Below are 22,673 nucleotides of genomic sequence, written 5' to 3' on the forward strand. Positions count from 1 at the left end.
TCCTCAGAGCTCCACGTACGCCACCGTCGCGTCGTCGTGCGTCTTGCTGCGCCCGAGGAACGCCCGCTCGGCCCGGTCCGCCGCCTCCAGACCTCGTACGCGGTCGATCAGGGACCGGACGCCCTCCTTGCGGACGACGTCGAACAGGGCCGTCCAGTCGCCCTCGCCGAACTTCTCCACCCAGCGGGTCGCGCCGTCCGTCAGCGCGGCCAGGGCGCGGACCTCGTGGCGGGGGAGGGTGCCGGTGACCGCGCGGGCGGCGACGTCCGGGTCCGCGGCGGCCGTGAAGAAGCCGCCCTCCTTGTTGCGGGCGCGGGCGTCGCAGACGGCGTCGCTGACCAGCCAGGCGCGGGGGAGGCGGTCGAGGCGGTCGTCCAGGACAGGGGTGACGGTGCCCTCCGGGGACCGCAGGAGGAGTGCGGAGTCGGAGAGGACCAGGTGGTCGACGGCGTCCGGGGCCCAGCGGGCCAGGACCACCGTCGCCTGGGGGGTGCGCGGGTGAGAAAGGTCACAGGTGGCCGCGTGCGCCTCGGCCGTTCGGCGGATCGCCCGGGCGAGTATCTCCGTAAGCGTCACATCCGTGAGCGAAACGGCCAGTTCGGTCAGCGCGCCGCCCAGCCGGGCGGTGAACCAGGCGACGGAATGCAGACACCCCGTCCCGCCCTTCGGCGGGGTGACGCCGTCCAGGACGACCACGCAACCGCCCTGTCCGGAGGCCGGTAGCCCGACCGCGGCGAAGTCCTCGTTGGGGCGGGTGGCGTCACCGGGTTCCGAAACGAGTTCAGTACGCATTCGGCCAGTCTGCACGATCCCTTCACAAGGTCCGCCAAAGGCTGGCAACGGCCACGGAATTCCCGCCACCGCGCAGGTCAGGCGCCTGTTTTGAGGTGGAATGGCGCCCTCCGGGAAGGCGTGGTGGCGAATACTGTCAAAGCCTGCCGCCCGCGTCCAACCGGCCCACCGCGCAAGGCCCCTGTACGTGTCACAGGAACTTGCCCGCCAACTCGCCTCCGATGTTCACTCCTTTGGGTGGCGAGCCAGGGGATGCGCGACCACTGACCACCGGCACTGGGAGGGTCGGGGGACGGACCGCACCGGGTGTGGGCACGACTTGGCACCGATGTGACGGGGCGCCACCCGGGCCTAGGGGTAGACGAGTTCAGGAATGCGAGCACCGGTGCAGAAAAAGCGGCCTCGGCGCACAGGCAAGCAGACGGCCTCCGAAGAGGGCGCCGAGCGCACCCCCGTCGGCACCGGCCGCCCGACCCACGTACGCAATCGGCTGATAGTCGCCGTCGCCGTGGTGGCCGCGGCGATAGCCGGGGCGGGAGCGCCGTCGCTGCTCACCGCCTCCGGGCAGCTGAGCGACTCCCAGGACCTGGTGACCCTCGCCCAGCGCACCCAGGACGCCCTCGCCCTCGCCCACTCGCTCGCCGACGAGCGCGACGAGGTCACCTCCTACATCGCGGCCGGCCGCCCCAAGTCCAAGGCGCCCTCGGAGCAGCGCAGCGCCCGTGTCGACCGGCAGGTCGAGGACCTGCGCGCCGAAAGCGACACACCCGGCTCCCTGCGCACCGACCTCGACGGCATCGCCGCCGTACGCCGCGCCGCGCTCACCGGCAAGAGCACGGCCCTCGAAGCGCACCAGGCCTACTCCGCCGCCATCACCGAACTTCACGGGCTCGCCGATCAGCTGGCCGAGCAGATGCCCCCGCGGGCCGGTTCCGGCGCGTACTCGCTCGCCGAGCTGGACTCCGCCGTCGAGCAGTCCGCCGCCGCCCGCGGCCTGCTCCTGGCGGCCCTGAACGTGCCGAGCACCGAGCAGACGGTCATCAACCCCGCCACCGGCCTGCCGACCACGACCACCACCACCTCGGCGGCCGACAGGAAGCAGCGCGACGCCCTCACCGCCGCCGCCCAGCAGGCCAGGCTGCGCTCGGACGCGGCCCTCGCCGACTTCCGTGAGACCGCGCCCAAGGCGTCCGTCTCCTCCTACGACTCGACGGTCACCGGCCCCGAGGTCAACTCCGCCGAGAAGTACCTCGCCTCCCTCACCGACCAGCCGACGCTGAGCGGCAGCGACCTCGGTACCAGCACCAAGAAGCTCGACGCGGCCCTGTCCGCCCGCGTCGACCTGATGCGGGGCGCGGAGTCGTCCCTCTACGACCACCGCACCAAGGACCTCGCCAAGCTGCGCGACGACGACGTCACCGCGCTGGAGATCCGGATCGCCGTCCTCGGCGCCCTGCTGCTGGCCGCCGTCGGCATCGCCACCGCCATGGCCCGCACCCTCACCCGCCCGCTGTCGGTCCTGCGCCGGGGCTCGGCCCGGCTGGCCGAGGCCACGGACCCGACGACGGTGGAGCCGGTCAAGTTCACCGGGCGCAACGACGAGTTCGCCCAGGTGGTCCGCTCCGTCAACGCCCTGCACGCGCACGCCGCCGCCCTCCACGAGCGCATCACCACCCTGGAGACCGACCGCAAGCACCTGGTCGGCCAGCGCCAGAAGATGGCCGACGCGCGCGAGGAACTGCGCGCCGAACTCGCCGGCTCCGCCGCCCAGCTGGAGCGGCTGCGCACCAGCATCGGCGGCACCTTCGTCAACCTCGCCCTGCGCACGCTCGGCCTCGTCGAACGCCAGCTCGCGGTCATCGAGGGCCTGGAGGAACGCGAGCACGACCCCGAGCGTCTGTCCACCCTCTTCAAGCTGGACCACTTCGCCACGGTGATGCGCCGCCACAGCGAGAACCTCCTGGTCCTCGCCGGCACCGAGCACGTCCAGCAGCACCCGGGCCCGGTCCCGCTGGTCGACGTCGTCCGGGCGGCGGTCAGCGAGATCGAGCGCTACGAACGGGTCCGCATCGCCGTCCTGCCCCCGCACGCGCACGTGGCGGGCTTCGCGGCCGACGACCTCTCCCACCTGCTGGCCGAGCTGATGGAGAACGCCACCTCGTTCTCCCCGCCGGACATGCCCGTCGAGGTCTCCGGCTGGCTGCTGGAGAGCGGCGAGGTCATGCTCTCCGTGCAGGACGAGGGCATCGGCATGGCCACCGCGCGCCTGGAGCGCCTCAACTCCCGCCTCGCCGCGTTCGACCCCGAGTCGCCCTACGACCAGGAGGGCGAGGAGGGCCTCGGCCTCGGCCTGTACGTCGTGGCCCGCCTCGCCCACCGTCACGGCGCACGCGTCCAGCTCCGCGAGCAGAAGCAGGGTGGCGTGGCGGCGGTCGTGGTCCTGCCCGCGTCCCTGCTGGCCGAGCCCCCGGCGGCGGCCGTACCCGCCTCCGCCACCATGGCGGGCGGCCCCCACACCTTCTCCCTGCCGGGCGCGGACGCCGAGGTCAACTCCAACGTCCTGCCCGGCCGCTCCACGGACGGGGACCCGCTGGTCACCCTGGCGGAGCGGGCGGTACGGAACGCACCGGACCCGGAGAAGCCCGTGCACGAGGCCGCGGAGCGCCGGCCGGGAGAGATCCCGGAGACCCCCGCGGAAACCACGATGGAACTCCTGCTCCCGGACCTGGACCCCCCCCCCGCCCCCGAGTCGGCCGTCGAACCTGAGGCCGACGCCGCCGCCGAGCCCCCACAGGGCCCACCCACCCCCACCCCCATCCCCGCCCCCGCCCACGAACCCGCAGTCGCCGACGGCGCGGAACCCCCACAAGGGCCACCGGCACCCGCCCACGAATCCCCCACAGGTGGTGCGGGTGGGAACACACCCGCCGAAGGCGAAGCCGAGGCGGGGCCGGCGCAAGAACACACCCGCACCGACGACGAAGAGCGACTCACCGCCAAGGGCCTGCCCAAGCGCACCCCCAAGATCACCGCACCCGCACAGGCCCCACGCCAGCGCAGCGGATCCGTGGACGCCGACGCCCTGCGCCGCAGGCTCGGCGGCTTCCGCCAGGGGGCGCAGGCCGGCTACCGCCGCGCGGAGGCGGAAATCACCACAACCGAAGAAGCCACGGGGGGCACAGTCGAGGAGGCAAGCAGTTGACCGCGCCCAGTACCTTCGGACTGAGCAGGGAGGCCCGCAACCTGCACTGGCTGCTGACCAACCTGGTCGAGGAAGTCCCCGGCATCCAGTCCGTCGCCGTGGTCTCCTCGGACGGCCTCCTGCTCCTCTCCTCGGACCCCAGCCTCCCCCACGCTCGAACCCACTCGCGCGGGGGGATCCCCGTGGCGGAATCCCGCCAGGCCCGCCCGGTGAAGGGCCCCCGCGGCTCCTCCGCCGACCTCGCCACCATCGTCTCCGGCATCGGCAGCCTCACCGTCGGCGCCGCGAAGCTGATGAAGTTCGGCGGGGTCAAGCACACGATGGTCGCGATGGACGAGGGCAGCCTGTTCGTGATGTCGATCAGCGACGGCTCGCTGCTCGGCGTGCACGGCTCCGCGGAGTGCGACATGAGCGTGGTGGCGTACCACATGGCGCTCTTCGTCGGCCGCGCCGGCCACGTCCTGACGCCCGAACTGCGCAGCGAACTCCGCAAATCCATGGAGTCCGACTCGACGGGGAGCGTTCGATGAGCAGCAGCACGCCGAACACGCTCCCGGTACGCGGCGGCGACCGCAGGACCGCCCGCGTCCGCCCCTACTCGCTCACCGGCGGCCGTACCCGGTTCGGCCATGTCCTGCTCGTGGAGACGTTCGTGGCCAGCACGGCGGCGATCGAGGCTCCCGAGCAGCGCAAGGAGCTGACGAGTGCGCCGCTCTCGGCGGTCATGCCGGAGATGCGGGCCATCGTCGAGCTGTGCCGCCGTATGCGCACGGTGGCCGAGATCGCCGCGCTGCTGAAGATGCCGCTCGGCGTGGTCCGCGTACTCCTGAGCGACCTCGCGGACCAGGGAAAGATCCGTGTGTACGGAACCGGAACCAACCACGGCGTCGGCCGGCCGGACCGCGCACTGCTGGAAAGGGTGCTGAATGGACTCCGCCGTCTCTGACGCCGTCGCCCCCTTCGGGGGCGCCCCCCTCGTCGAGCCCGACGAGGACCTGAAGTCCTGGCAGACGGACCACACCCGGGCTCCCATCGCGACGAAGATCGTCGTGGCGGGCGGCTTCGGCGTCGGCAAGACCACGCTGGTCACGTCCGTCTCGGAGATCACGCCCCTCCAGACCGAGGCGCTGATGACCGAGGCGAGCGAGGAGACCGACGACCTCACCGCCACGCCGGGCAAGCTGACCACCACCGTGGCCATGGACTTCGGCCGCATCACGCTCGACGACGACCTGGTGCTCTACCTGTTCGGCACGCCGGGCCAGCAGCGGTTCTGGTTCATGTGGGACGACCTGGTGCGCGGCGCGATCGGTGCCGTGGTGTTGGCCGACACCCGCCGGCTGAAGGACTGCTTCCCGGCGCTGGACTACTTCGAGAGCTGTGGCCTGCCGTACGTGGTCGCGGTCAACCACTTCGACGGCAGCGAGCTGTTCCAGCCGGAGGACGTGCGGGAGGCACTGACGATCCCCGCGCACATACCTGTCATGATCATGGATGCGCGCCGCCGGATATCGGTGATCGAGACCCTTCTGTCCCTCGTCGGGCACGCGCTCGACGAAACCCCCGAGTAGCCCCAACGAGCAGTCCCCGAGCAGTCGCGAATGAGGAGCACCACCCGCATGCGGAAGATACTCGTCGTGGGGGCCGGCCAGTCCGGCCTCCAGCTTGCCCTCGGCCTCCAGTCGCACGGGTACGAGGTCACCCTGATGTCCAACCGGACCGCGGACGAGATCCGCGCCGGCCGGGTCATGTCCACCCAGTGCATGTTCGACACGGCACTCCAGCACGAGCGTGACCTTCAGCTGAACTTCTGGGAGTCCCAGGCCCCGAAGATCGAAGGACTCGGCGTCTCGGTGGCCGCCCCCGGCTCGCACGACCCGGGCCCGACGCAGCGCGCGATCGACTGGGTGGGCAAGCTCGACGGGTACGCCCAGTCGGTGGACCAGCGGGTGAAGATGGCCGGCTGGATGGAGACGTTCGCCCAGCGCGGCGGCCAGCTCGTCATCCACGGCGCGGCGGTCTCCGACCTCGACTACTTCTCCCGCACGTACGACCTCGTGCTGGTCTCGGCGGGCAAGGGCGAGCTGGTGTCCATGTTCGCCCGTGACCCCGAGCGGTCCCCGTACAGCGAGCCGCAGCGCGCGCTGGCGGTCGCGTACGTGCACGGGCTCGGCCCGCGCCCGGAGCACCCCGACTTCCACGCGGTGCGCTGCAACCTGGTCCCCGGGGTCGGCGAGCTGTTCATCATGCCGACCCTGACCACCTCCGGCCCGGCCGACATCCTGTTCTGGGAGGGCATACCCGGCGGCCCGCTCGACGTCTTCCACGGCGTCAAGGACCCGGCGGAGCACCTCTCCCTGACCCTGGGACTCATGGAGAAGTTCACGCCCTGGGAGTACGCGCGGGCCACCAGGGTCGAACTGACCGACGCCGGCGGCACCCTCGCCGGCCGCTACGCCCCGACCGTCCGCAACCCCATCGGCCGCCTCCCCGGCGGCGGCCTGGTGCTCGGCGTGGCCGACGTGGTCGTCGCCAACGACCCGATCACCGGCCAGGGCTCCAACTCGGCGTCCAAGTGCGCCGCCTCGTACCTCGCCTCCATCCTGGAACAGGGTGACAAGCCCTTCGACGAGGAGTGGATGCAGGCGACCTTCGAGCGGTACTGGAACACGGCCCAGCACGTGACGAAGTGGACGAACGCGATGCTGGCTCCGCCGCCGGAGCACATCCTCAACCTGATCGGTGCCGCCGGTCAGCTTCAGCCGGTGGCCGACCGATTCGCCAATGGGTTCAATGATCCGGCGGACTTCGAGAACTTCTTCTACGAGCCGGAGAAGGCGGGGGCGTACCTCGCCTCTGTGGCGGGAGCCCAGACGCCGTAGGGGTTGTGGGGGGCCGGCGGCTTCAGGTTGTCGTGGCTTGCCGCGCCCACGCGGCGGAGCCGCACGATGTCTCAGCCCCGCCCCCTGGGCAGGTCACCTCGGGCGGGGTGTAGTGGGCCAGGGGACTTCCCTTCGGATCCGGGCGAACCGCGCCCAGCACCGGATAGGCCGCGATCGGGGAGATCATGATCCGGTCGCCGGGTCTCCGGGCCTGGACCACCATTCCGTCGCCGAGGTAGAGGGCGACGTGGGTGGCCTCGGGGAAGTAGACGACGAGGTCTCCGGGGCGGAGTTCGCCCAGGGGGATGTGCTGGAGCTCGGTCCACTGCTGCCGGGTGGTGCGGGGGATCGGGGCTCCGGCCTGCTGCCAGGCGCTCGAGGTCAGGCCCGGGCTGTCGTACGACGCCGGGCCCTGCGCGCCCGACTGGTACGGCTTGCCGAGCTGTCCCACGGCGTAGCGGACAGCGCGGTCGCCCTCGGGGGACGGGGCCCGCTCGCCACTGAGCGCGCCGGACGCCACGAACTTGCGCTGTGCGTCGGCGATTCCGTCCTGCTCGAACTCGGCGAGCGCGGCGAGCTGTTCGGCGGTGAGGGAGGCGAGCAGCTTCTCGACCTCGGCGAGTTTGCCGCGTACGTCGTCGCGTGCCTTCTTCTTCTGCCCGGCGAGGGTGAGCTGTGCGTCGAGTGCCTTGCGGGACTGGTGGGCCAGCCGGTCGATCCGCTGCTCGCTGCTCGTCAGCCGTCCCACGGTCCTGACCCTCTCCCGCGCGAGCTGCCCGATGACATGGCCCTCGTCGAGCGCGTGCTGCGGATCGCGGGCGAGGAGCAGGCGCAGATACGGGGAGATGCCGGTGCTGCCCTGGTACTGCTGCCGGGCAAGCCGGCCGACGGCGCCTCTGCTGTCGTGCAGGGAGCGGCGGGCGAGGGCGAGTTCCCCCTCCAGCCGGTCCACCTCGGCGCGCTGCGTCTTCAGCTTCTCCTCGGCGGTGTCGTAGGTCTCGGTGGCCTGCTCGGCCTGCCGGTACAGCCGTTGCAGGTCCGTCAGCAGCTCGGCCACGGAGCGTGGGGGCTGGGGAGCGGTGGCCACGGCGGGCGCGGGTGCGAGGACGGCCTGGGCCGCCACCGTGGCCGTACACACCAGGCGCAGAAACCTTCCTGACACGTCATCACCTCCGGTGCGGCGGGCGGACCATCCGCCTTTCGTATTTCCGCACCGCGAGCATGAGGGGGAAGTGCGCGCGCAGGTGGTGAGGTCTGCGCCGTTCGGCGCAACGATGTCACCCGTCCGCGTCGTCCGGGTTGCCGGCCGGCGCGCTGTGTGGCTTGGACCAGGGCCAGGCGAACCTGCCGCCCGGACCGGCCTCCGGGTCGTACTGGTACTTCCATCCCCGAACCAGTCCCGTGCGCTTGCTCTGCCCCCGGGGCACACGGCGGTAGACGAGGACCGTGGGCGGGCCGCCGTGCGGGTCCGGGACCGGGATGCGGTACGTCTTCGGGGGGTGGCCGGTCATGCCCAGCAGCACGGGAAGCACGCGCCCGTCCATGGGGCCGCCCTCGAAGGGGGTGTCCTGACTCTTCACGCGACCAGTGTCAGCCATCCTCGGCGAGGCCGGTGACCAACGCCGCCGTCTGCGGATCGCGGCCCGCGGTCACCGTCAGCACGGCCACGAACTGTTCCACCAGCCAGTCGCGGAGCTCGTCGGCGGGGGGCTGCTTGTCCTCGTCGAGCCAGATGAGGGAGGCCGCCTCCACGGCCGTGATCCACATCCGGACGGTCATGCGCAGCCGCGGGCCCGGGTCCGTGACGCCGAGGTGACTGAGGATGTGCTCGGCGGCGGCCCGGCGCACGCCGTCGACGATGGCGGTGGTCCGGGAGGTCTCGACGACGCTGCCGCCCTGGAGGAGGGCGCTGAAGCCGGCGTCGTGCTCGTCGACGAAGGTGAGGTAGCGGTCGAGGGCGCGGGCCAGGCGGGGGAGCGGAGGGCCGTCGTGGGGCTCGTCGAAGCACTGCTCGAGCTCCTCGGCGGCGGAGCGCAGGGCGGCCTCGTACAGCTGCTGCTTGCCGCCCGGGAAGTACCGGTACACCAGCGGGCGCGAGACTCCCGCCGCCTCCGCCACGTCGTCCAAGGAGACGTCCTCGGGGGCGCGGTGCGCGAAGAGGCCCAGCGCGGCGTCGAGCAGCTGACTGCGGCGCTCCTCGACGCTGAGCCGGCGGTAGGCGGGGGTGGGAGCCTGCGGGGTCATGCTCCGCAGCGTAATCGGGGCGGCACCACGGTGGCGGGCGGAGGTGGGCGATGAGCGACACATGGCTGATCGTGATCCCGGAGGATCCGTACGGGATGCTCTCCGAAGGGGCGCGGCGGGGTCTGCGAACGCGGTGGCACGACGGGGATGGCTGACGGACGGCGAAGCCGGCTCCTCGCCCACCTGTGAGGCCATGCCAGGTCCCTAGGCGAGCAGCCCCGACGACCGCCACAGCCGTCGGCCGACGCCCCGCAGCACCCCGATGTCGTCCAAGAAATCCGTCAGACGCTTGGCCCCGGTCTGCATGACCTCGCGGCGATGGCCGCTTGCCTTCACCTGGGCCATGGCCTCCCGCTTGTCCAGGCCGACGTTGGTGTACACGTCCGGGTTCACGAAGGCGACCGAGAAGACGCGGGCGAACTCCCCGGAGGTGACCCGGGTGAACTCCTGGGACCAGCGCGGCGCGGTCACCATCTGGCGGCGGAGCTCCTCGCGGGCGTAGCGGACGTGGCGGGCCTCCTCCACGACGTGGATGCGTGTCACGCCCCGTATCAGGGGCTGCACCCGCTCGTCGGGGAACGTCAGCCGCTGCATCCAGTCCAGGACCTCCTCGCCGAGCAGCGTCGCCGTGAACGAGCCGGGGGTGGTGGAGACCGTCTTGAACAGGCGGCCCAGGTTCTGGTGGGCCCGGCTCACCGGATACCAGGGCGCGTCCCCCCGCGATATCAGCCGGGCGAACATCTTCGAATGCCGGCACTCGTCCTCGATCTCCGTCAGCGCGTACCGGACGTGCGCGCTCGTCGCCGCCTTGTCGTAGATGTGCCGGACCAGCAGCTGCATCAGGATGATCTCGAACCAGATGCCCAGCGAGGCCAGCGCCGCCGCCTCGTGCTGCGACAGCAGGATCCGCTGCTCCTCGCTCATCCGCCGCCACAGCGGCGTGTCGTACAGCGACACCAGCTCCGGCGGCCAGAACCACTTGCCCTCCTCGAAGGGCGCGTCCCAGTCCAGCTCCTCGTCCGGGTCGAAGGAGTGCTTGGCGGAAGAGACGAGCAGCCGCTCGGCCACCTGCTCCCGGTCCTTGAGCAGGCCGAGCGCGTCGCGCAGTCCCGCGAGCGCGTCCGCTTCCGTCACGGTCGTCATGGCTGTCCCACCTCGTTGCCCGGAGTCACATGTTCTGCCGCTCTTATGAGACTGCCTGTCAGCAAGGGCGTCAATCCCTTGCACACCACTTGTTGACTCGGCGTCTACGTGTGAGCCTGCGGGGTATGCCGACCTACGACCTGTACGCCATGGACCCGGGTGACCCCCACTGGCAGGTGCCGGCGAGCGGCGCGGCCCGCTTCAGCTGGGAGTACGACGATGGCCGCGACCGGCTGCTCGCCCTGTACCAGAAGGGCAAGGACAAGCAGTGGGACGGGCAGAAGCGCATCGACTGGGACCTGGAGGTCGATCCGCACGACCCGCTCGGCACCCCCGACGAGATGATGACCCTGTACGGCACCCCGCACTGGGCGAAGATGACCGACCGCGACAAGGGCGAGCTGCGGCAGCACTACGCCTCCTGGCAGTTCAGCCAGTTCCTGCACGGCGAGCAGGGCGCGATGATCTGCGCGGCACGGATCGTGGAGTCCGTCCCCGACCTGGACGCCAAGTTCTACTCGGCGACCCAGACCATGGACGAGGCCCGGCACGCCGAGATCTACGGCCGCTTCCTGCACGAGAAGATCGGGATGGTCTACCCGATCAACGACAACCTCCAGGCGCTGCTCGGCGACACCCTCCGCGACAGCCGCTGGGACATGCCCTACCTCGGCATGCAGGTACTCATCGAGGGCCTGGCCCTCGCCGCCTTCGGCATGATCCGCGACACCACCGACAAGCCGCTGCCCAAGCAGATCCTCGCCTACGTCATGCAGGACGAGGCCCGGCACGTCGCCTTCGGACGGATGGCCCTGCGCGACTACTACAAGCAGCTCACGGACGCGGAACTGCGGGAGCGCGAGGAGTTCGTCATCGAGGGCTGCTACCTGATGCGGGACCGCCTCCGGGGCGTGGAGGTGCTGGAGAACTTCGGCATTCCGAAGGCCGAGGCGGAGGAACTGAGCGAACGCTCCGAATTCCTCCAGCTGTTCCGCAAGCTGCTCTTCAGCCGCATCGTCCCCTGCGTCAAGGACATCGGCCTGTGGGGCAAGCGCCTCCAGGAGGCCTACGTCGACATGGGCGTGTTCGAGATGGGCGACTCGAACCTGGACCTGCTGATGGCCCAGGACGAGGAGATGGCCGAGAAGCTGGACGCCGAGCGCTTCGCGGCCCAGGAGCGGGAACGGGTCGCGGAGGTCGAGGAGGCCATCGAGGAGGGCCAACGCCTCAGCGGATGATGAACGCCAGGTCACGACAGGTCTCACACAACGTCGGGTCTCACAGACCGAGAACCGCCTCCATCACCGCCTTCGCGATCGGCGCCGCGTCGCCGCCGCCGCTGATGTCGCCGCGGTCGGCCGAGGCGTCCTCCACGACCACCGCGACCGCGACCTTCGGCTCCGGGGCCTCGTCGGCCTGCGCCCAGGAGACGAACCAGGCGTACGGCACACCGGCGTTGCCGACTCCGTGCTGGGCGGTGCCGGTCTTGCCGCCGACCGTGGCGCCGCGGATCGCGGCCTTGCGGCCGGTGCCCTCCCGCACCACATCGGTCATCAGCTCCCGCATGCGCACGGCCGTCGACGGCCGCATCACCTGCCGTGGCGGACGGGGACCGTACTCCGCCACGATCTCCCCGCTTTCGCGGGTGGTCCGCTCCACCAGGTACGGCGGCCGCAGCTGCCCGCCGTTCGCGACCGCCGCCGCGACCATCGCCATCTGCAACGGCGTGGCCCGCGTGTTGTACTGCCCGATCGAGGACAGCGCCAGCTGCGCCCGGTCCGCCCCCGTGTCGAAGGTGCTCGGCGCGACCGCGAAGGGAACCTTCAGGCGCCGGTCGTTGAAGCCGAAGGCCTGCGCCGTGGCCAGCATGTGCTCGGCGCCCGTGTCCACGCCCAGCTTGGCGAACACCGTGTTGCACGACCACTCGAAGGCCATCCGCACCGAGGCGTCCGCGCAGCCGTCGGCCTCGTTCGTCAGCCTGGTCCTGGTGCCGGGCAGGGTGTACGGGTCGGGGGAGTGCGTCCGCCTGTCCAGGTTCCGGACCACGCGCGCGTCCAGGGCCGCCGCCGCGGTCACTACCTTGAAGGTGGAACCCGGCGGATACGTCTGCCGCACCGCCCGGTTGAGCATCGGCTTCTCCGGGTCGTCGTTGAGCCGCGCCCAGGCCGAGGTCACCGCCTCGCCGTTCCCGGACAGCTCGGACGGGTCGTACGACGGGGTGGACACCAGGGCCAGGATCCGGCCGGTCGCCGGCTCGATCGCGGCCACCGCGCCTTTGCGGGCGCCCAGGCCCTCGAACGCCGCCTCCTGCGCGTCCCGGTTCAGGGTCGTCAGCACGTGCCCGCCGGGGTTCCGGGCCCGCGTGGCGCCGTTCCACAGCGGCAGCGGCGACAGCATCGGGTCCGTGCCGGACAGCACGGCGTCCTCGCTGCGCTCCAGCAGCGTCGTCCCGTACTTCTGCGAGGAGAAGCCGGTGACCGGGGCGTACAACGGGCCGTTCTGGTAGGCGCGTTCGTAGCGCAGCTGCTCCCCGCTGTCACGGGAGCCGGTGACCGGCTCGTCGCCGACCAGGATGTTCCCGCGCGGCTGGTGGTAACGGGCGATCGTGGGGCGGCGGTTGGCCGGGTTGTGGTCGTAGGAACCGGCCTGGACGACCTGGACGCGGGCCGCGTTCACCAGTAGGGCCGCCAGCAGCAGCACGCAGAAGAAGGCGGCGTACCGGATGTACTTCGTCACAGGGCCTCCTGCCCGTCGTACTGCCGGCGGGCCGAGTCGCTCAGCCGGATCAGCAGGGCGACGATCGCCCAGTTGGTGACGACGGACGAGCCGCCCTGCGCCAGGAACGGCATCGCCATGCCGGTCAGCGGGATCAGACCGGTCACCCCGCCCGCGATCACGAACACCTGGAGCGCGAGGAGCGAGGCGAGCCCCACCGCGAGGAGGCTGCCGAAGGGGTCGCGCAGGGCCAGGCCCGCCCGGTAGCCGCGCTCCACGAGCAGGGCGTACAGCACGAAGATCGCCGACAGTCCGGCCAGACCCAGCTCCTCGCCGGCCGTCGCCAGGATGAAGTCCGACTTGACGGCGAAGCCGATCAGAATGGAGTGGCCGAGCCCCAGTCCGGTGCCGAGGACACCGCCCGCCGCGAACGCGAACAGGGACTGGGCGAGCTGATTGGGGCCCTGGCCGGCGTCGATCGTGGCGAACGGGTGCAGCCAGTCCTCGACCCGGCCGTGCACGTGCGGTTCCAGCCAGCCGACCGCGACCGCGCCGAGCACCGCGAGCAGCAGCCCGACCGCGATCCAGCCGGTGCGGCCGGTGGAGACGTACAGCAGCACCACGAACAGGCCGAAGAACAGCAGCGAGGTGCCGAGGTCGCGCTCCAGGACCAGGACGCCGACGCTCAGCAGCCAGATCGCGACGATCGGCCCGAGGACCCGGCCGGTGGGCAGCAGGATCCACCAGACCCGGCGGCCGCTGTAGGCGAGCGCGGTGCGGTTGGCCGCCAGATACGCGGCGAAGAACACCGCCAGCAGCACCTTCGCGAACTCGCCCGGCTGGATGGAGAATCCGGCGATCCGGATCCAGATACGCGCGCCGTTGACGGCCGGGAACAGGATCGGCAGCGTGAGCAGGACGAGGGCCGCGGCCACGCACACATAGGCGTAGCGCTGGAGCACCCGGTGGTCGCGCAGCAGCAGGACGACCACGATGAACAGGGCGACCCCCAGCGTCGACCACACGAGCTGGGCGGGCGCAGCCCGGTCGCCCGGCGTCTCCAGGTCGAGCCGGTAGATCAGGACCAGGCCGAGGCCGTTGAGCAGCACACCGATCGGTAACGGGAGCGGATCGGCGCCGGGTGCGCGCACCCGGACGGCGAGATGCGCGACCAGGGCGAGCACACCGAGCCCGGCGCCGTACCCGGCGGCACCGGGCGGTACGGAGCCGTACCTGGCCAGACCGACGGCGCAGTAGCCGTACACGGACAGCAGGACGGCCAGCACGATCAGGGCGAGTTCGATGCCACGGCGCCGGTTGAGGCGTACGGCGGGTGCGGGGGTCTGCGCCGCTGCCACGGTGGTTCCGGCCTTGGTCATGCCCGGAACCTACCTAAATATGGTGTCATGTGTGCCGTGTTTGTCCCTCACCTGCCGAGGTGTCAGCTTGCGGGGACTGGGCGTGGTTCTGGGCGTGGGCCTGGGTGTGGATCCGGGTGTGGGTGTGGGTGTGGGTCTGGGCAAGGGTCAGGGTCGCCACCGCCCCGCCGTCCAGCGCGTTGGCGAAGGTCAGCCGGGCGCCCAGCACCTCCGCCTGGCCCACCGCGATGGTCAGCCCGAGCCCATGACCCTTCGCCCCGCCCTCGGTACGGAAGCGCTGCGGGCCGTGCCGTACCAGGTACTCCGGAAAGCCGTCCCCGTGGTCCCGTACGGTGACGACCGGCCCGTCCGCCGCCGGCTCCACCGTCAGTTCCACCGGCGCCCGCCCGTGCTTGTGGGCGTTGGCGACGAGATTGCCCAGCACCCGCTCGAGCCGCCGCCGGTCGGTCTCCACCCGCACGTCCCGTACGGCCCGCACCTCGGTGTCCGTGCCCGACGCCCGCACCACCCGTTCGGCCAGCGCGCCCAGCTCCTCGGTGTCCAGCTCCAGCCGCTCCCGGCCGGCGTCCAGCCGGGAGATCTCCAGCAGGTCCTCGGTGAGGGTGCGCAGCGCCGCCACCCGGTCGCGCACCAGCTCCGTCGGCCGCCCCGGCGGCAGCAGCTCGGCCGCCGCGTGCAGCCCCGTCAGCGGGGTGCGCAGCTCGTGCGCCACGTCCGCGGTGAACCGCTGCTCGCTCAGCAGCTTGCTCTGCAACGACGACGCCATGGAATCCAGCGCCGCCGCCACCGCGGCCACCTCGTCCTGCGGCCGGCTCGGATCCCGCGTACGGGGATCGTCCACGCGCGCGTCCAGATCGCCCGCGCTGATCCGCCGGGCCACCCGCGCCGTCCCGTGCAGCCGCCGCGTCACCCGGGTCACCGCGAACGCCCCGACCAGCAGCGTCGCCCCGATCGCCAGCACCGACGACCACAGGATCGCCCGGTCGAGACCCGCTATGGTGCCCGCCTGCTGCGAGTAGTCGACCTCCACCGCGAGCGCCCGGCCGCCGTCGGCGGGGCCCGCCGCCCACATCGTGGGGCGCCCGCGGTACGTCGCGACCATCGTGCCGCGCTCCCCGGCCCCCGCCAGCGCCCGCAGCGGCGCGGGCAGCCCCTCGGGATCCACCCCGGTGCCCGGCAGCAGGGCGTCTCCCGCCTGGTAGGCCTCGGTCGCGTCGGCCAGCCGGTCCAGCGCCTGGTCGCGGGCCTGCCCCACGGTCTGGTCGGTGACGGAGACATGCACCAGGACCCCGAGCAGCGCGGCCAGCGCACAGCACATCACCGTGATGAAGGCGGCGGCCTTCACCGCGAGCGCGCCGGCCCACTGGGGGAGCGCGAGCCTCATCGGGTGCTCGCCGAGGGGGAGAGGGCGGGCGCGGGCGTGGGTCCGGGCGCGGGCGTGCGGCCGGCGTGCTTGCCGGTGCGCTTGCCGGTGCGCAGGAACTCGTCGCGGGAGAAGACCATCGCCCGCTGCTGCGGGTCCCATGCCCAGGTGGTGCGGTACTCGTAGCCGGTGATCCCGGCCGGCGAGCGGACGATCACGGCCCGCCCGGCCAGCTCCACCCCGGTGATCGCGTCGTTGTCGGCCAGCACCTGCACCAGCTTGTGGTGCTCGACGGTGTACACCCGCACGGCCGTCTGGTTGGTCGGATACAGCCGGAACCCGAGCGTCATGTCGTCGCGCCCGTCCCCGGTCAGGTCGCGGTAGTACGCCTTCATGAGGGGACACCGCCGCGCGTCGCCACCAGCCCCGCAGTCGTCCATCCGGGCCACCGTGGCGTGGTACGCGCCCTTGCCGCCGTAGTCGTCCGGGTGCGCCGCTATCTCCGTGCGCACGACGGCGACCGGGTCCGCCTCGTGGATGTCGTCGCCGGGCACGCTGACGCCCTTCACGGTCTCCGTACTCGCCTCGTCGTACGGCCAGGCCGGGCTGGACGCCGGGCGCAGGTCGGGCCAGAGCTTGGCGGGGCTGATCGCGGTCGGGGTCGACCCGGCACCGCGCAGCCCGCCCGTGTCACCGCAGCCGGCCGCGGTCACCGCCACGAGGACGACGGCCCCGGCGACGAGGGCGCTGCGGGTCGGGCGGGTGCGGGGCACGATGCTCCTGTGGCTCGGTTCGTTATGTTATTGGGGGGTTCGCCGGCAGGGAGTACGTTTCGGTGGCTGAGATCATTCGGTGGTACGACCGCGCGGCGGCGCAGTACACCCTATTCGCCCGGAGAAACGGTCACTCCGCCAGTCGGCCCCCCGCCCCCGGACCCCCGTCCTTCGGCCAATTCCGTCGCCCCCACCGCCGTCAAAGACAACGGAGTGCTTGCTCCTGGACCACCCCTCCTGTTCCCATGGTCGAGGGGTGATGGCGCATGAGCGGACTGCGCGTCGTGCCGACCTGGCGGCACGGTCAGGAGCGGCTGTACGTCTGTGGAAGGGACGGCGGCAACGTCGCCTGGTACGACCGTGAGTCGGCCCGGGTCAACCTGCTGAACGAGGACCGCAGGGAGGACGTACTCCAAGCCCTCGGCCCCTTCCTCACCGGCCCGGTCACGGTGGGCCCGCCCCCCGTCCCGACCCCCGCCGAACTCGCCCGCCTCACCCTCCACCCGGACGACGACCTAGCCCCCAACCGCCCCGGCGAGGCCCTCCTCGTCGCCCTCGACCGGGACCCGGCCCCACCCCATCGGCTCCGCCCCGACCCCCGCCGCAGGGCCCTCACGGCCGAGCAGGCCGTCGGCGAGGCACTGGACCGCCTGGACGGCGCGGGCTGGCACACCCTGCACTCCGTCCCGCTCCCCGGCGGCGACCACATCCACCACCTGGCCATCGGCCCCGGCGGCCTCTTCGCCGTGCACACCGTCTACGCCCGGCGACACCGGGTCACCGTGACCGACCCGATGGTCGCCCTTGGCCGCCGCGAGCCGCTGCCGCTGCTACGGCGGGCCCGCGCGGACGCCGACCGCGCCTCCCACGCCCTGACCGCGGAGGTCCGCCCCGTCCTGGCCCTGGTCGACCCGACGGAGGTGTCGATACCGGTGCCGCCGCGCGAGATCCGCATCCTGCGGGAGACCGAGATCGAGGGGTTGGCGCGGCTGGGGGGCGTGCTGAAGCCGGCGGATGTGGAGGCGTTGCATTCGATGGCGCGGGATCGGGGGACGTGGGGGAAGGCGTGACCCTTGTGAGCGCGGGTCGGTGAAACTCAGCCCGTCCGGCGTTTGAGGACGAGGCCCCTTCAGGGCCGAAGCGGGGGTCCGGGGGCGGCAGCCCCCGGGGACGGGACGGGTAGGGGCGGCGGGGGCGAAAAAACTACCGTCACGGCAGCACAGCGGCCCGCCCAGGCTCAAGCAGCGGCGCCAGCAGATCCCCGAAGTCCTGCACCCGCGGCGCGATGTCCCCGGCCCGGAACACGAGCTGCTCGGGAACCCGGCACGCACCGACCTCCTCCCACGTGACCGGCGCCGAAACGAACGGCTCGGCCCGCGCCCGCACGGTGTAAGGCGTAGCGGTCGTCTTCCGCGCCGCGTTCTGACTCCAGTCCACGAACACCTTCCCGGGCCGCAGACTCCGTGTCATCCGGTGCACCACCAGCCGCGGCATGGCCCGCTCAGCCTCCACCGCCAGCCCCTTGGCATACTCCGACACCCGCTCGGAGGACGCCCCCCGCACCGCGGCCACCAGATGCAGCCCTTTCGACCCCGAGGTCTTCACACACACCTCGACCCCGTCCGCCGCCAGCCGCTCCCGCAGCCACAGAGCGACCTCGCAGCAGTGCACCACGTCCGCCGGCGGCCCGGGGTCGAGATCGAAGACGAGCCGGTCGGCCACACCCGGATCCTGGACCAGCCACTGATGGGTGTGGAACTCCGCAACGAGGTTCGCCGCCCACATCAGCGAGGCCAGATCCTGCACCAGCACCATCCGCGCCGGCCCCTCCGAGCGCGGCACCTCGGCGGTCGTGACCCAGTCGGGCGTACCGGGCGGCACGTTCTTGGTGAAGAAGACCTGGCCGTCCGGCCCGTCCGGATAGCGCAGGAAGGAGACCGGACGGTCACGGAGATGGGGGAGCAGGACCCCGGCCGCGGTCGCGTAGTAATGCAGCAACTCGGCCTTGGTGAAGCCGGTCGCCGGATACAGCACCTTCTCCAGGTTGCTGAGCGCGACTCTCCGCCCCTCCACCTCTGTGATAGGCGTCATACGATGAGAATCCCACGCGTTACGGTACAAATCATGGCGAATCATCGGAAGGGTGCTGCACGTGCGATCCATCTGGAACGGCGCCATCTCCTTCGGTCTCGTCAGCATTCCGATCAAGCTGGTGAACGCCACCGAGAGCCACTCCATCTCCTTCCGCCAGATCCACATCGAGGACGGCGGCCGCATCCGCTACCGCAAGGTGTGCGAGCTGGAAGAGCGTGAGGTCAGCCAGGCCGAGATCGGCAAGGGCTACGAGGACGCGGACGGGACGATCATCCCGATCAGCGACGAGGACCTGTCCCACCTGCCCATCCCGACCGCGAGGACGATCGAGATCGTCGCCTTCGTCCCGGCCGAGAACATCGACCCGCTCCAGATGGACGCCGCGTACTACCTCGCCGCGAGCGGCGCCCCGGCGGCCAAGCCGTACACACTCCTGCGTGAGGCCCTGAAGCGCAGCAACAAGGTCGCCATCGCCAAGTACGCCCTGCGCGGCCGCGAGCGACTGGGCATGCTGCGGGTGGTGGGCGAGGCCATCGCCATGCACGGCCTCCTCTGGCCGGACGAGGTCCGCGCCCCCGAGGGCGTCGCCCCGGACGTGGATGTCACGGTCCGCGACAAGGAACTGGACCTGGCGGACGCCCTGATGGACACCCTGGGCGAGGTCGACCTCCAGGACCTCCACGACGAGTACCGCGAGGCCCTGGAGGAGGTCATCGCGGCCAAGGCGGCCGGCGAGACCCCACCGGAGGCCCCCTCCCCGCCGTCGGGCGGCAAGGTGCTCGACCTGATGGCCGCCCTGGAGAACAGCGTCCGCGCCGCGAAGGAATCCCGTGGCGAGGCCGCGGGACGAGCGGGCCGCACCGAGCCCAAGCAAACCGGCGGCAAGAAGTCGACATCCACCGCCAGAAAGACCACAGCGAAGAAAACGGCGCAGCCCGCACACAAGTCGACCACCAAGAAGACGACGACGGCGAAGTCGGCCGACAAGAAGACCACGGCCAAGAAGAGCACAACCAAGAAAACCGCCTCCCGCAAGCGCTCCGCGTGAGGCCCGGTGACAGGTTGCCGGGTGGCGGGCATCGCTCACTGACGACTGAGTCCATTCCATTGCCAGGCGGCGCCCGTTCGCTCACGCGGCACGGCCTTGGCCAGCCCTCCGCTGTCGAGCACCGACGTGCCGCCCGGGGCGGCGGTGGAGCGTGTCACGCCACGGTCGCCCCATCACCGGTCCGCTTCACGCGTGCCTGGCGGAGTTGGTCGCACCGAAGGGGCGGACCCAGTGGGACCGGGTCCACCCCTTCGTGTCAGGAATCGCAGCATGCAGCGGCTTGATCACGCCGTCCCCTGCAAAGCAGGTGCAAGGTTCCGGCCCAGGCGTGGCGGATCGGGACTGGCAGCCGACGGGAAGTGGCGCGTTCGGCCGGGAGTCGGGCCGCGTCTACACGGTCGGGGACGCGGTGAACTGGATGGTCTGGTAGCCCTTGCCGTCACCCGACCAGTCCAGCTGGATGTAACCGTCAGCGAGGTAACTGGCCGCTGTGGCCTTGTACGTGAGCGTCCCGGTCTCGTACGAGCCGTTGCCCGCAGCGCTGCTGTGTTCGAGCGCGTTCTCAAGTCCGTTGTAGTCGGCGGATTTCACAACGGTGTCCGGGCCGCTCACGCTCTTCTTGGTCTGGAGGTGGAAGCGCGCGTTGTTGAAGGTGTAGGTGTTGTTCGTACTGTCCGAGTAGGGGCCGTCCCAGGAGACCGTGGCTGTGGTGTAGATGTAGCCGCCGGACCGCTTGGCGCACAGCTTCACGTCGAAGTCCCAGTTGTCGGAGTCCGGGCCGGAGTACGACGGGTCGTCAACGGAGTGGCTGCTGGTCTTGCAGTAGTAGCTGGCCGCGGAAGCCGTCCCGGCGGTGGCGAGCGTGGTGCCGGTGACAGCGACGGCGGCGAGCAGGGTAACGGCGGTGCGCTTGAGCGCGGGCATGGTGGCTTTCCTCCAGGAAACGAGTGTGGGGTCGGCGGGCCGTTCGCGGCCGGGCCGGTGAGCGGGGTTGCCGACCCCCGGAAGTGGATGCAGACCGACTTCCGTTCGACGCGTCATTAGATCATCAAGCCGAAACCGCAGCAGCGCTGGCTCCATCCGATCATCGGATCTTCACGAACCTCCGTAACGCAGCAAGGACTTGGACCGATCGACGAACAGGCTGCGCACCGGCCGCAGCGTCACCTAGCCGCGCCACTCACACGTCAACACCAAGATCCACCGGATGCTCCCTGTGGAGCGCTGCCCTGGCTCCGCGACCGGAACTGACCAGGGCTGCTGTGGAAACGGCGACGGTCACGGCGAGCATGGGCATCGTGACCAGCTGGGCTGCGTCACCGGTATTCATGATCAACCCTGTGACGACCGCGACGCAGGCGATGCCTGTCGCCGTTACGGCGAGCGCCACCGCAACCCCGGACAGGGCAAGTAGCCGCAGGACCTTGGCAGATGGCCGGCACCGCGTGACGACGACGGCGGGCGTCACCGCCACGGTGATGAGGAACGCTGCCGGCCCAAGCACCGCCAAGGCCCCGACCCAATAGGAGAACGGGTCGATGGAGGCGAACATCAGGAGCAACGGCGCGATCACCCATGTGGGCAGCGTCGGGATGAGAGCCACCAGCGGGCGCCATGCGGCCCAGCTGCCGGTTCTGGAGGTGTCCGCGAGGAGCGCGAGGGCGCCGACCAGCAGGACGAGCCCAGCGCCGTACATGGCGTACTGCGCAACGTCGAGCAGTCCGCGCACCAACACCGGCGTCGGCCAGGGTTCCTCGGACAGGATGAAGTGCAGTATCGGCAGGGTATACAGCGCGGCGCACCAGGTGACCCAGGTGGTGGCGACGCTTGCCTGCATGCGGCGACGGCGCCGTTCAGCGGACTCATCGGGCATCACCGGGCGAAGCCATGCCTTCAGCGCGCCGATGAAGAGGTCTGCGACGACGCTTGGACCGGCGCCGGTGTCCTCGACGAGTGCTTCAAGTTCGCAACCGTAGCGCTCCCGGAACGAGGGAGGGTATGCCCGCAAGGCCAACCGGGCCGCCATGCTGATCACGCGTTTGCCACCCCCAGCCGGGTCAACCCGGTGCGTGCGAAGCGGGCCATCGCCCGGAGTTTGTCGTCGAGCACGGTCTGGCCTTCCGCGGTGAGGCAGTAAGGCCGCCGACGCTCGTCCTCGTCCAGCGGCGCGACCAGGCCGCGTTCCTCCAGCCGCGCGATGGCGGCATACAGCGTGCCCGGTCCCAGCCTGATGGATGTCTGTTCCTCGACGTCCTTGGTGATCGCGTAGCCGTGCTTGGGGCCGTCGGCCAGGCTGGCCAGGATCAACAGCGCGGGTTCGGCCCATCCGACGCGGTCCCGTTGACGCGGCATCAGACACCTCCTTCATCCCTTGCGACTACTACGTTATACGATACTGCGTAGTACGTAGCAGTGGTAAGTGCGGCAGCATCCGCGCACGATGACTCCCGCAGCACCCCGTCCACCGTGGAGTCCACACATGGGGGTCTCCGAAGGGCAACCGCGTCGGCTGCGGGGCGGCCGGTCGCGCTGCCCGGGCCCTAAGGTGCCGGCGGAGCCTCGGTGGATCATGCTGTCCGATGGGCGCGTAACAGCAGCCTTGAAGGCAGGGACTGACCTGGACAGACGCGCCAAGATCCTGTCCACGGGTCGCTCAGCGCTGCATACGGCTGCATATACACCAAGACCCCGACCACAGCGTTTCCGCTGGTGACGAGGTCTTCGGGCACCTCATGCAGGGTGCCCCCGGCAGGATTCGAACCTGCGCACACGGCTCCGGAGGCCCTTTCATCTAGCAGTAAATGTGCTGCTGAAGACCCCTTTCCTTAGAAGGTGCGGGTGACCGGTCCACGGATGGTCCAGAAGGTAGCGCCCTCGGTGACGGTTCGCTTGTAGCCGTCGGCCGCGGTGACTGTGGTTGTCGCTGGCACCGGTGACGGCGTCAATGAGCCCTTTCCAACCTGATCAGTGAGCCTGCCCCGTACTGCTCGCACCGAGTGGCAGGCCACCTTCAACGACGCGGCTGAACAGGGGCCTGG

General features: G+C 71.0%; 21 protein-coding genes. 8 read left to right on the plus strand and 13 right to left on the minus strand.

The annotated features are described in order from the left end of the window. Positions 1-3 precede the first annotated feature (3 nt). Positions 4-792, minus strand: coding sequence for a protein phosphatase 2C domain-containing protein (locus tag ACWGJM_RS24600; RefSeq protein WP_453413836.1), 789 nt, complete (start codon positions 790-792; stop codon positions 4-6). A gap of 385 nt (positions 793-1,177) precedes the next feature. Between ACWGJM_RS24600 and ACWGJM_RS24605 the strand changes: the two genes are divergently transcribed. The 5 genes from ACWGJM_RS24605 to ACWGJM_RS24625 are packed head-to-tail and all read left to right on the plus strand — an operon-like array spanning position 1,178 to position 6,876. Then, on the plus strand, positions 1,178-3,994 hold the full coding sequence (locus tag ACWGJM_RS24605; protein ID WP_453413837.1) for a nitrate- and nitrite sensing domain-containing protein: 2,817 nt from the start codon (positions 1,178-1,180) through the stop codon (positions 3,992-3,994). Continuing rightward, positions 3,991-4,524, plus strand: coding sequence for a roadblock/LC7 domain-containing protein (locus ACWGJM_RS24610; protein ID WP_453413838.1), 534 nt, complete (start codon positions 3,991-3,993; stop codon positions 4,522-4,524). The genes ACWGJM_RS24605 and ACWGJM_RS24610 overlap by 4 nt, the downstream gene beginning before the upstream one ends. Further along, a complete protein-coding gene (locus tag ACWGJM_RS24615) occupies positions 4,521-4,940 on the plus strand; it encodes a DUF742 domain-containing protein (RefSeq protein ID WP_453413839.1) in 420 nt (139 codons plus the stop codon). Before ACWGJM_RS24610 ends, ACWGJM_RS24615 begins: the two co-directional genes overlap by 4 nt. After that, positions 4,921-5,565: a GTP-binding protein gene (locus tag ACWGJM_RS24620; protein ID WP_453413840.1), complete on the plus strand. Its 645-nt coding sequence runs from the start codon at positions 4,921-4,923 to the stop codon at positions 5,563-5,565. The genes ACWGJM_RS24615 and ACWGJM_RS24620 overlap by 20 nt, the downstream gene beginning before the upstream one ends. Before the next feature lie 48 nt (positions 5,566-5,613). After that, positions 5,614-6,876: a styrene monooxygenase/indole monooxygenase family protein gene (locus ACWGJM_RS24625; RefSeq protein ID WP_453413841.1), complete on the plus strand. Its 1,263-nt coding sequence runs from the start codon at positions 5,614-5,616 to the stop codon at positions 6,874-6,876. A 22-nt stretch (positions 6,877-6,898) separates the two neighbouring features. Here the strand turns inward: ACWGJM_RS24625 and ACWGJM_RS24630 are convergent, their stop codons facing one another. From ACWGJM_RS24630 to ACWGJM_RS24645, 4 genes are all read right to left on the minus strand, one after another. After that, complete coding sequence (locus ACWGJM_RS24630) at positions 6,899-8,038, minus strand: NlpC/P60 family protein (protein WP_453413842.1); 1,140 nt, start codon at positions 8,036-8,038, stop codon at positions 6,899-6,901. A 115-nt stretch (positions 8,039-8,153) separates the two neighbouring features. Further along, the gene (locus ACWGJM_RS24635) at positions 8,154-8,456 is read right to left on the minus strand and encodes a hypothetical protein (protein WP_453413843.1); all 303 of its coding nucleotides are present in this window, start codon (positions 8,454-8,456) and stop codon (positions 8,154-8,156) included. A 10-nt stretch (positions 8,457-8,466) separates the two neighbouring features. Next, on the minus strand, positions 8,467-9,120 hold the full coding sequence (locus tag ACWGJM_RS24640) for a TetR/AcrR family transcriptional regulator (protein ID WP_453413844.1): 654 nt from the start codon (positions 9,118-9,120) through the stop codon (positions 8,467-8,469). A gap of 204 nt (positions 9,121-9,324) precedes the next feature. Then, positions 9,325-10,263, minus strand: a complete 939-nt coding sequence (locus ACWGJM_RS24645; RefSeq protein WP_453413845.1) for an AurF N-oxygenase family protein — start codon at positions 10,261-10,263, stop codon at positions 9,325-9,327. A gap of 125 nt (positions 10,264-10,388) precedes the next feature. Here ACWGJM_RS24645 and ACWGJM_RS24650 point away from each other — a divergent pair, with 125 nt between their 5' ends. After that, positions 10,389-11,501, plus strand: a complete 1,113-nt coding sequence (locus tag ACWGJM_RS24650) for a ferritin-like domain-containing protein (RefSeq protein ID WP_453413846.1) — start codon at positions 10,389-10,391, stop codon at positions 11,499-11,501. A 40-nt stretch (positions 11,502-11,541) separates the two neighbouring features. Here ACWGJM_RS24650 and ACWGJM_RS24655 read toward each other — a convergent pair whose 3' ends face one another. Genes ACWGJM_RS24655 through ACWGJM_RS24670 form a run of 4 tightly spaced genes read right to left on the minus strand, consistent with a single transcriptional unit; the run spans position 11,542 to position 16,493 of the window. Further along, positions 11,542-12,999 carry a penicillin-binding transpeptidase domain-containing protein gene (locus ACWGJM_RS24655; protein ID WP_453413847.1) on the minus strand — a complete coding sequence of 486 codons (1,458 nt, stop codon included), beginning with the start codon at positions 12,997-12,999 and terminating at the stop codon, positions 11,542-11,544. Then, positions 12,996-14,357: an FtsW/RodA/SpoVE family cell cycle protein gene (locus tag ACWGJM_RS24660; RefSeq protein WP_453413848.1), complete on the minus strand. Its 1,362-nt coding sequence runs from the start codon at positions 14,355-14,357 to the stop codon at positions 12,996-12,998. The genes ACWGJM_RS24655 and ACWGJM_RS24660 overlap by 4 nt, the downstream gene beginning before the upstream one ends. Before the next feature lie 25 nt (positions 14,358-14,382). Next, on the minus strand, positions 14,383-15,741 hold the full coding sequence (locus ACWGJM_RS24665) for an ATP-binding protein (RefSeq protein ID WP_453413849.1): 1,359 nt from the start codon (positions 15,739-15,741) through the stop codon (positions 14,383-14,385). Continuing rightward, positions 15,738-16,493 carry a hypothetical protein gene (locus ACWGJM_RS24670; RefSeq protein ID WP_453413850.1) on the minus strand — a complete coding sequence of 252 codons (756 nt, stop codon included), beginning with the start codon at positions 16,491-16,493 and terminating at the stop codon, positions 15,738-15,740. The genes ACWGJM_RS24665 and ACWGJM_RS24670 overlap by 4 nt, the downstream gene beginning before the upstream one ends. A 266-nt stretch (positions 16,494-16,759) precedes the next feature. Between ACWGJM_RS24670 and ACWGJM_RS24675 the strand changes: the two genes are divergently transcribed. Then, on the plus strand, positions 16,760-17,563 hold the full coding sequence (locus tag ACWGJM_RS24675; RefSeq protein ID WP_453413851.1) for a nuclease-related domain-containing protein: 804 nt from the start codon (positions 16,760-16,762) through the stop codon (positions 17,561-17,563). Positions 17,564-17,702: 139 nt separating this feature from the next. On the opposite strand, the gene ligD is transcribed toward ACWGJM_RS24675, so the two are convergent. Next, a complete protein-coding gene (ligD, locus tag ACWGJM_RS24680) occupies positions 17,703-18,584 on the minus strand; it encodes a non-homologous end-joining DNA ligase (RefSeq protein WP_453413852.1) in 882 nt (293 codons plus the stop codon). Between the two features lie 61 nt (positions 18,585-18,645). Between ligD and ku the strand changes: the two genes are divergently transcribed. After that, positions 18,646-19,635, plus strand: coding sequence for a non-homologous end joining protein Ku (ku, locus tag ACWGJM_RS24685; protein WP_453413853.1), 990 nt, complete (start codon positions 18,646-18,648; stop codon positions 19,633-19,635). A gap of 390 nt (positions 19,636-20,025) precedes the next feature. On the opposite strand, the gene ACWGJM_RS24690 is transcribed toward ku, so the two are convergent. From ACWGJM_RS24690 to ACWGJM_RS24700, 3 genes are all read right to left on the minus strand, one after another. Continuing rightward, positions 20,026-20,559: a hypothetical protein gene (locus ACWGJM_RS24690; RefSeq protein ID WP_453413854.1), complete on the minus strand. Its 534-nt coding sequence runs from the start codon at positions 20,557-20,559 to the stop codon at positions 20,026-20,028. Between the two features lie 256 nt (positions 20,560-20,815). Continuing rightward, positions 20,816-21,670, minus strand: a complete 855-nt coding sequence (locus tag ACWGJM_RS24695) for a hypothetical protein (protein ID WP_453413855.1) — start codon at positions 21,668-21,670, stop codon at positions 20,816-20,818. Continuing rightward, on the minus strand, positions 21,667-21,987 hold the full coding sequence (locus tag ACWGJM_RS24700; protein ID WP_453413856.1) for a PadR family transcriptional regulator: 321 nt from the start codon (positions 21,985-21,987) through the stop codon (positions 21,667-21,669). Before ACWGJM_RS24700 ends, ACWGJM_RS24695 begins: the two co-directional genes overlap by 4 nt. Between the last annotated feature and the right edge of the window lie 686 nt (positions 21,988-22,673).

It is taken from the genome of Streptomyces sp. NPDC054834, assembly GCF_053611185.1.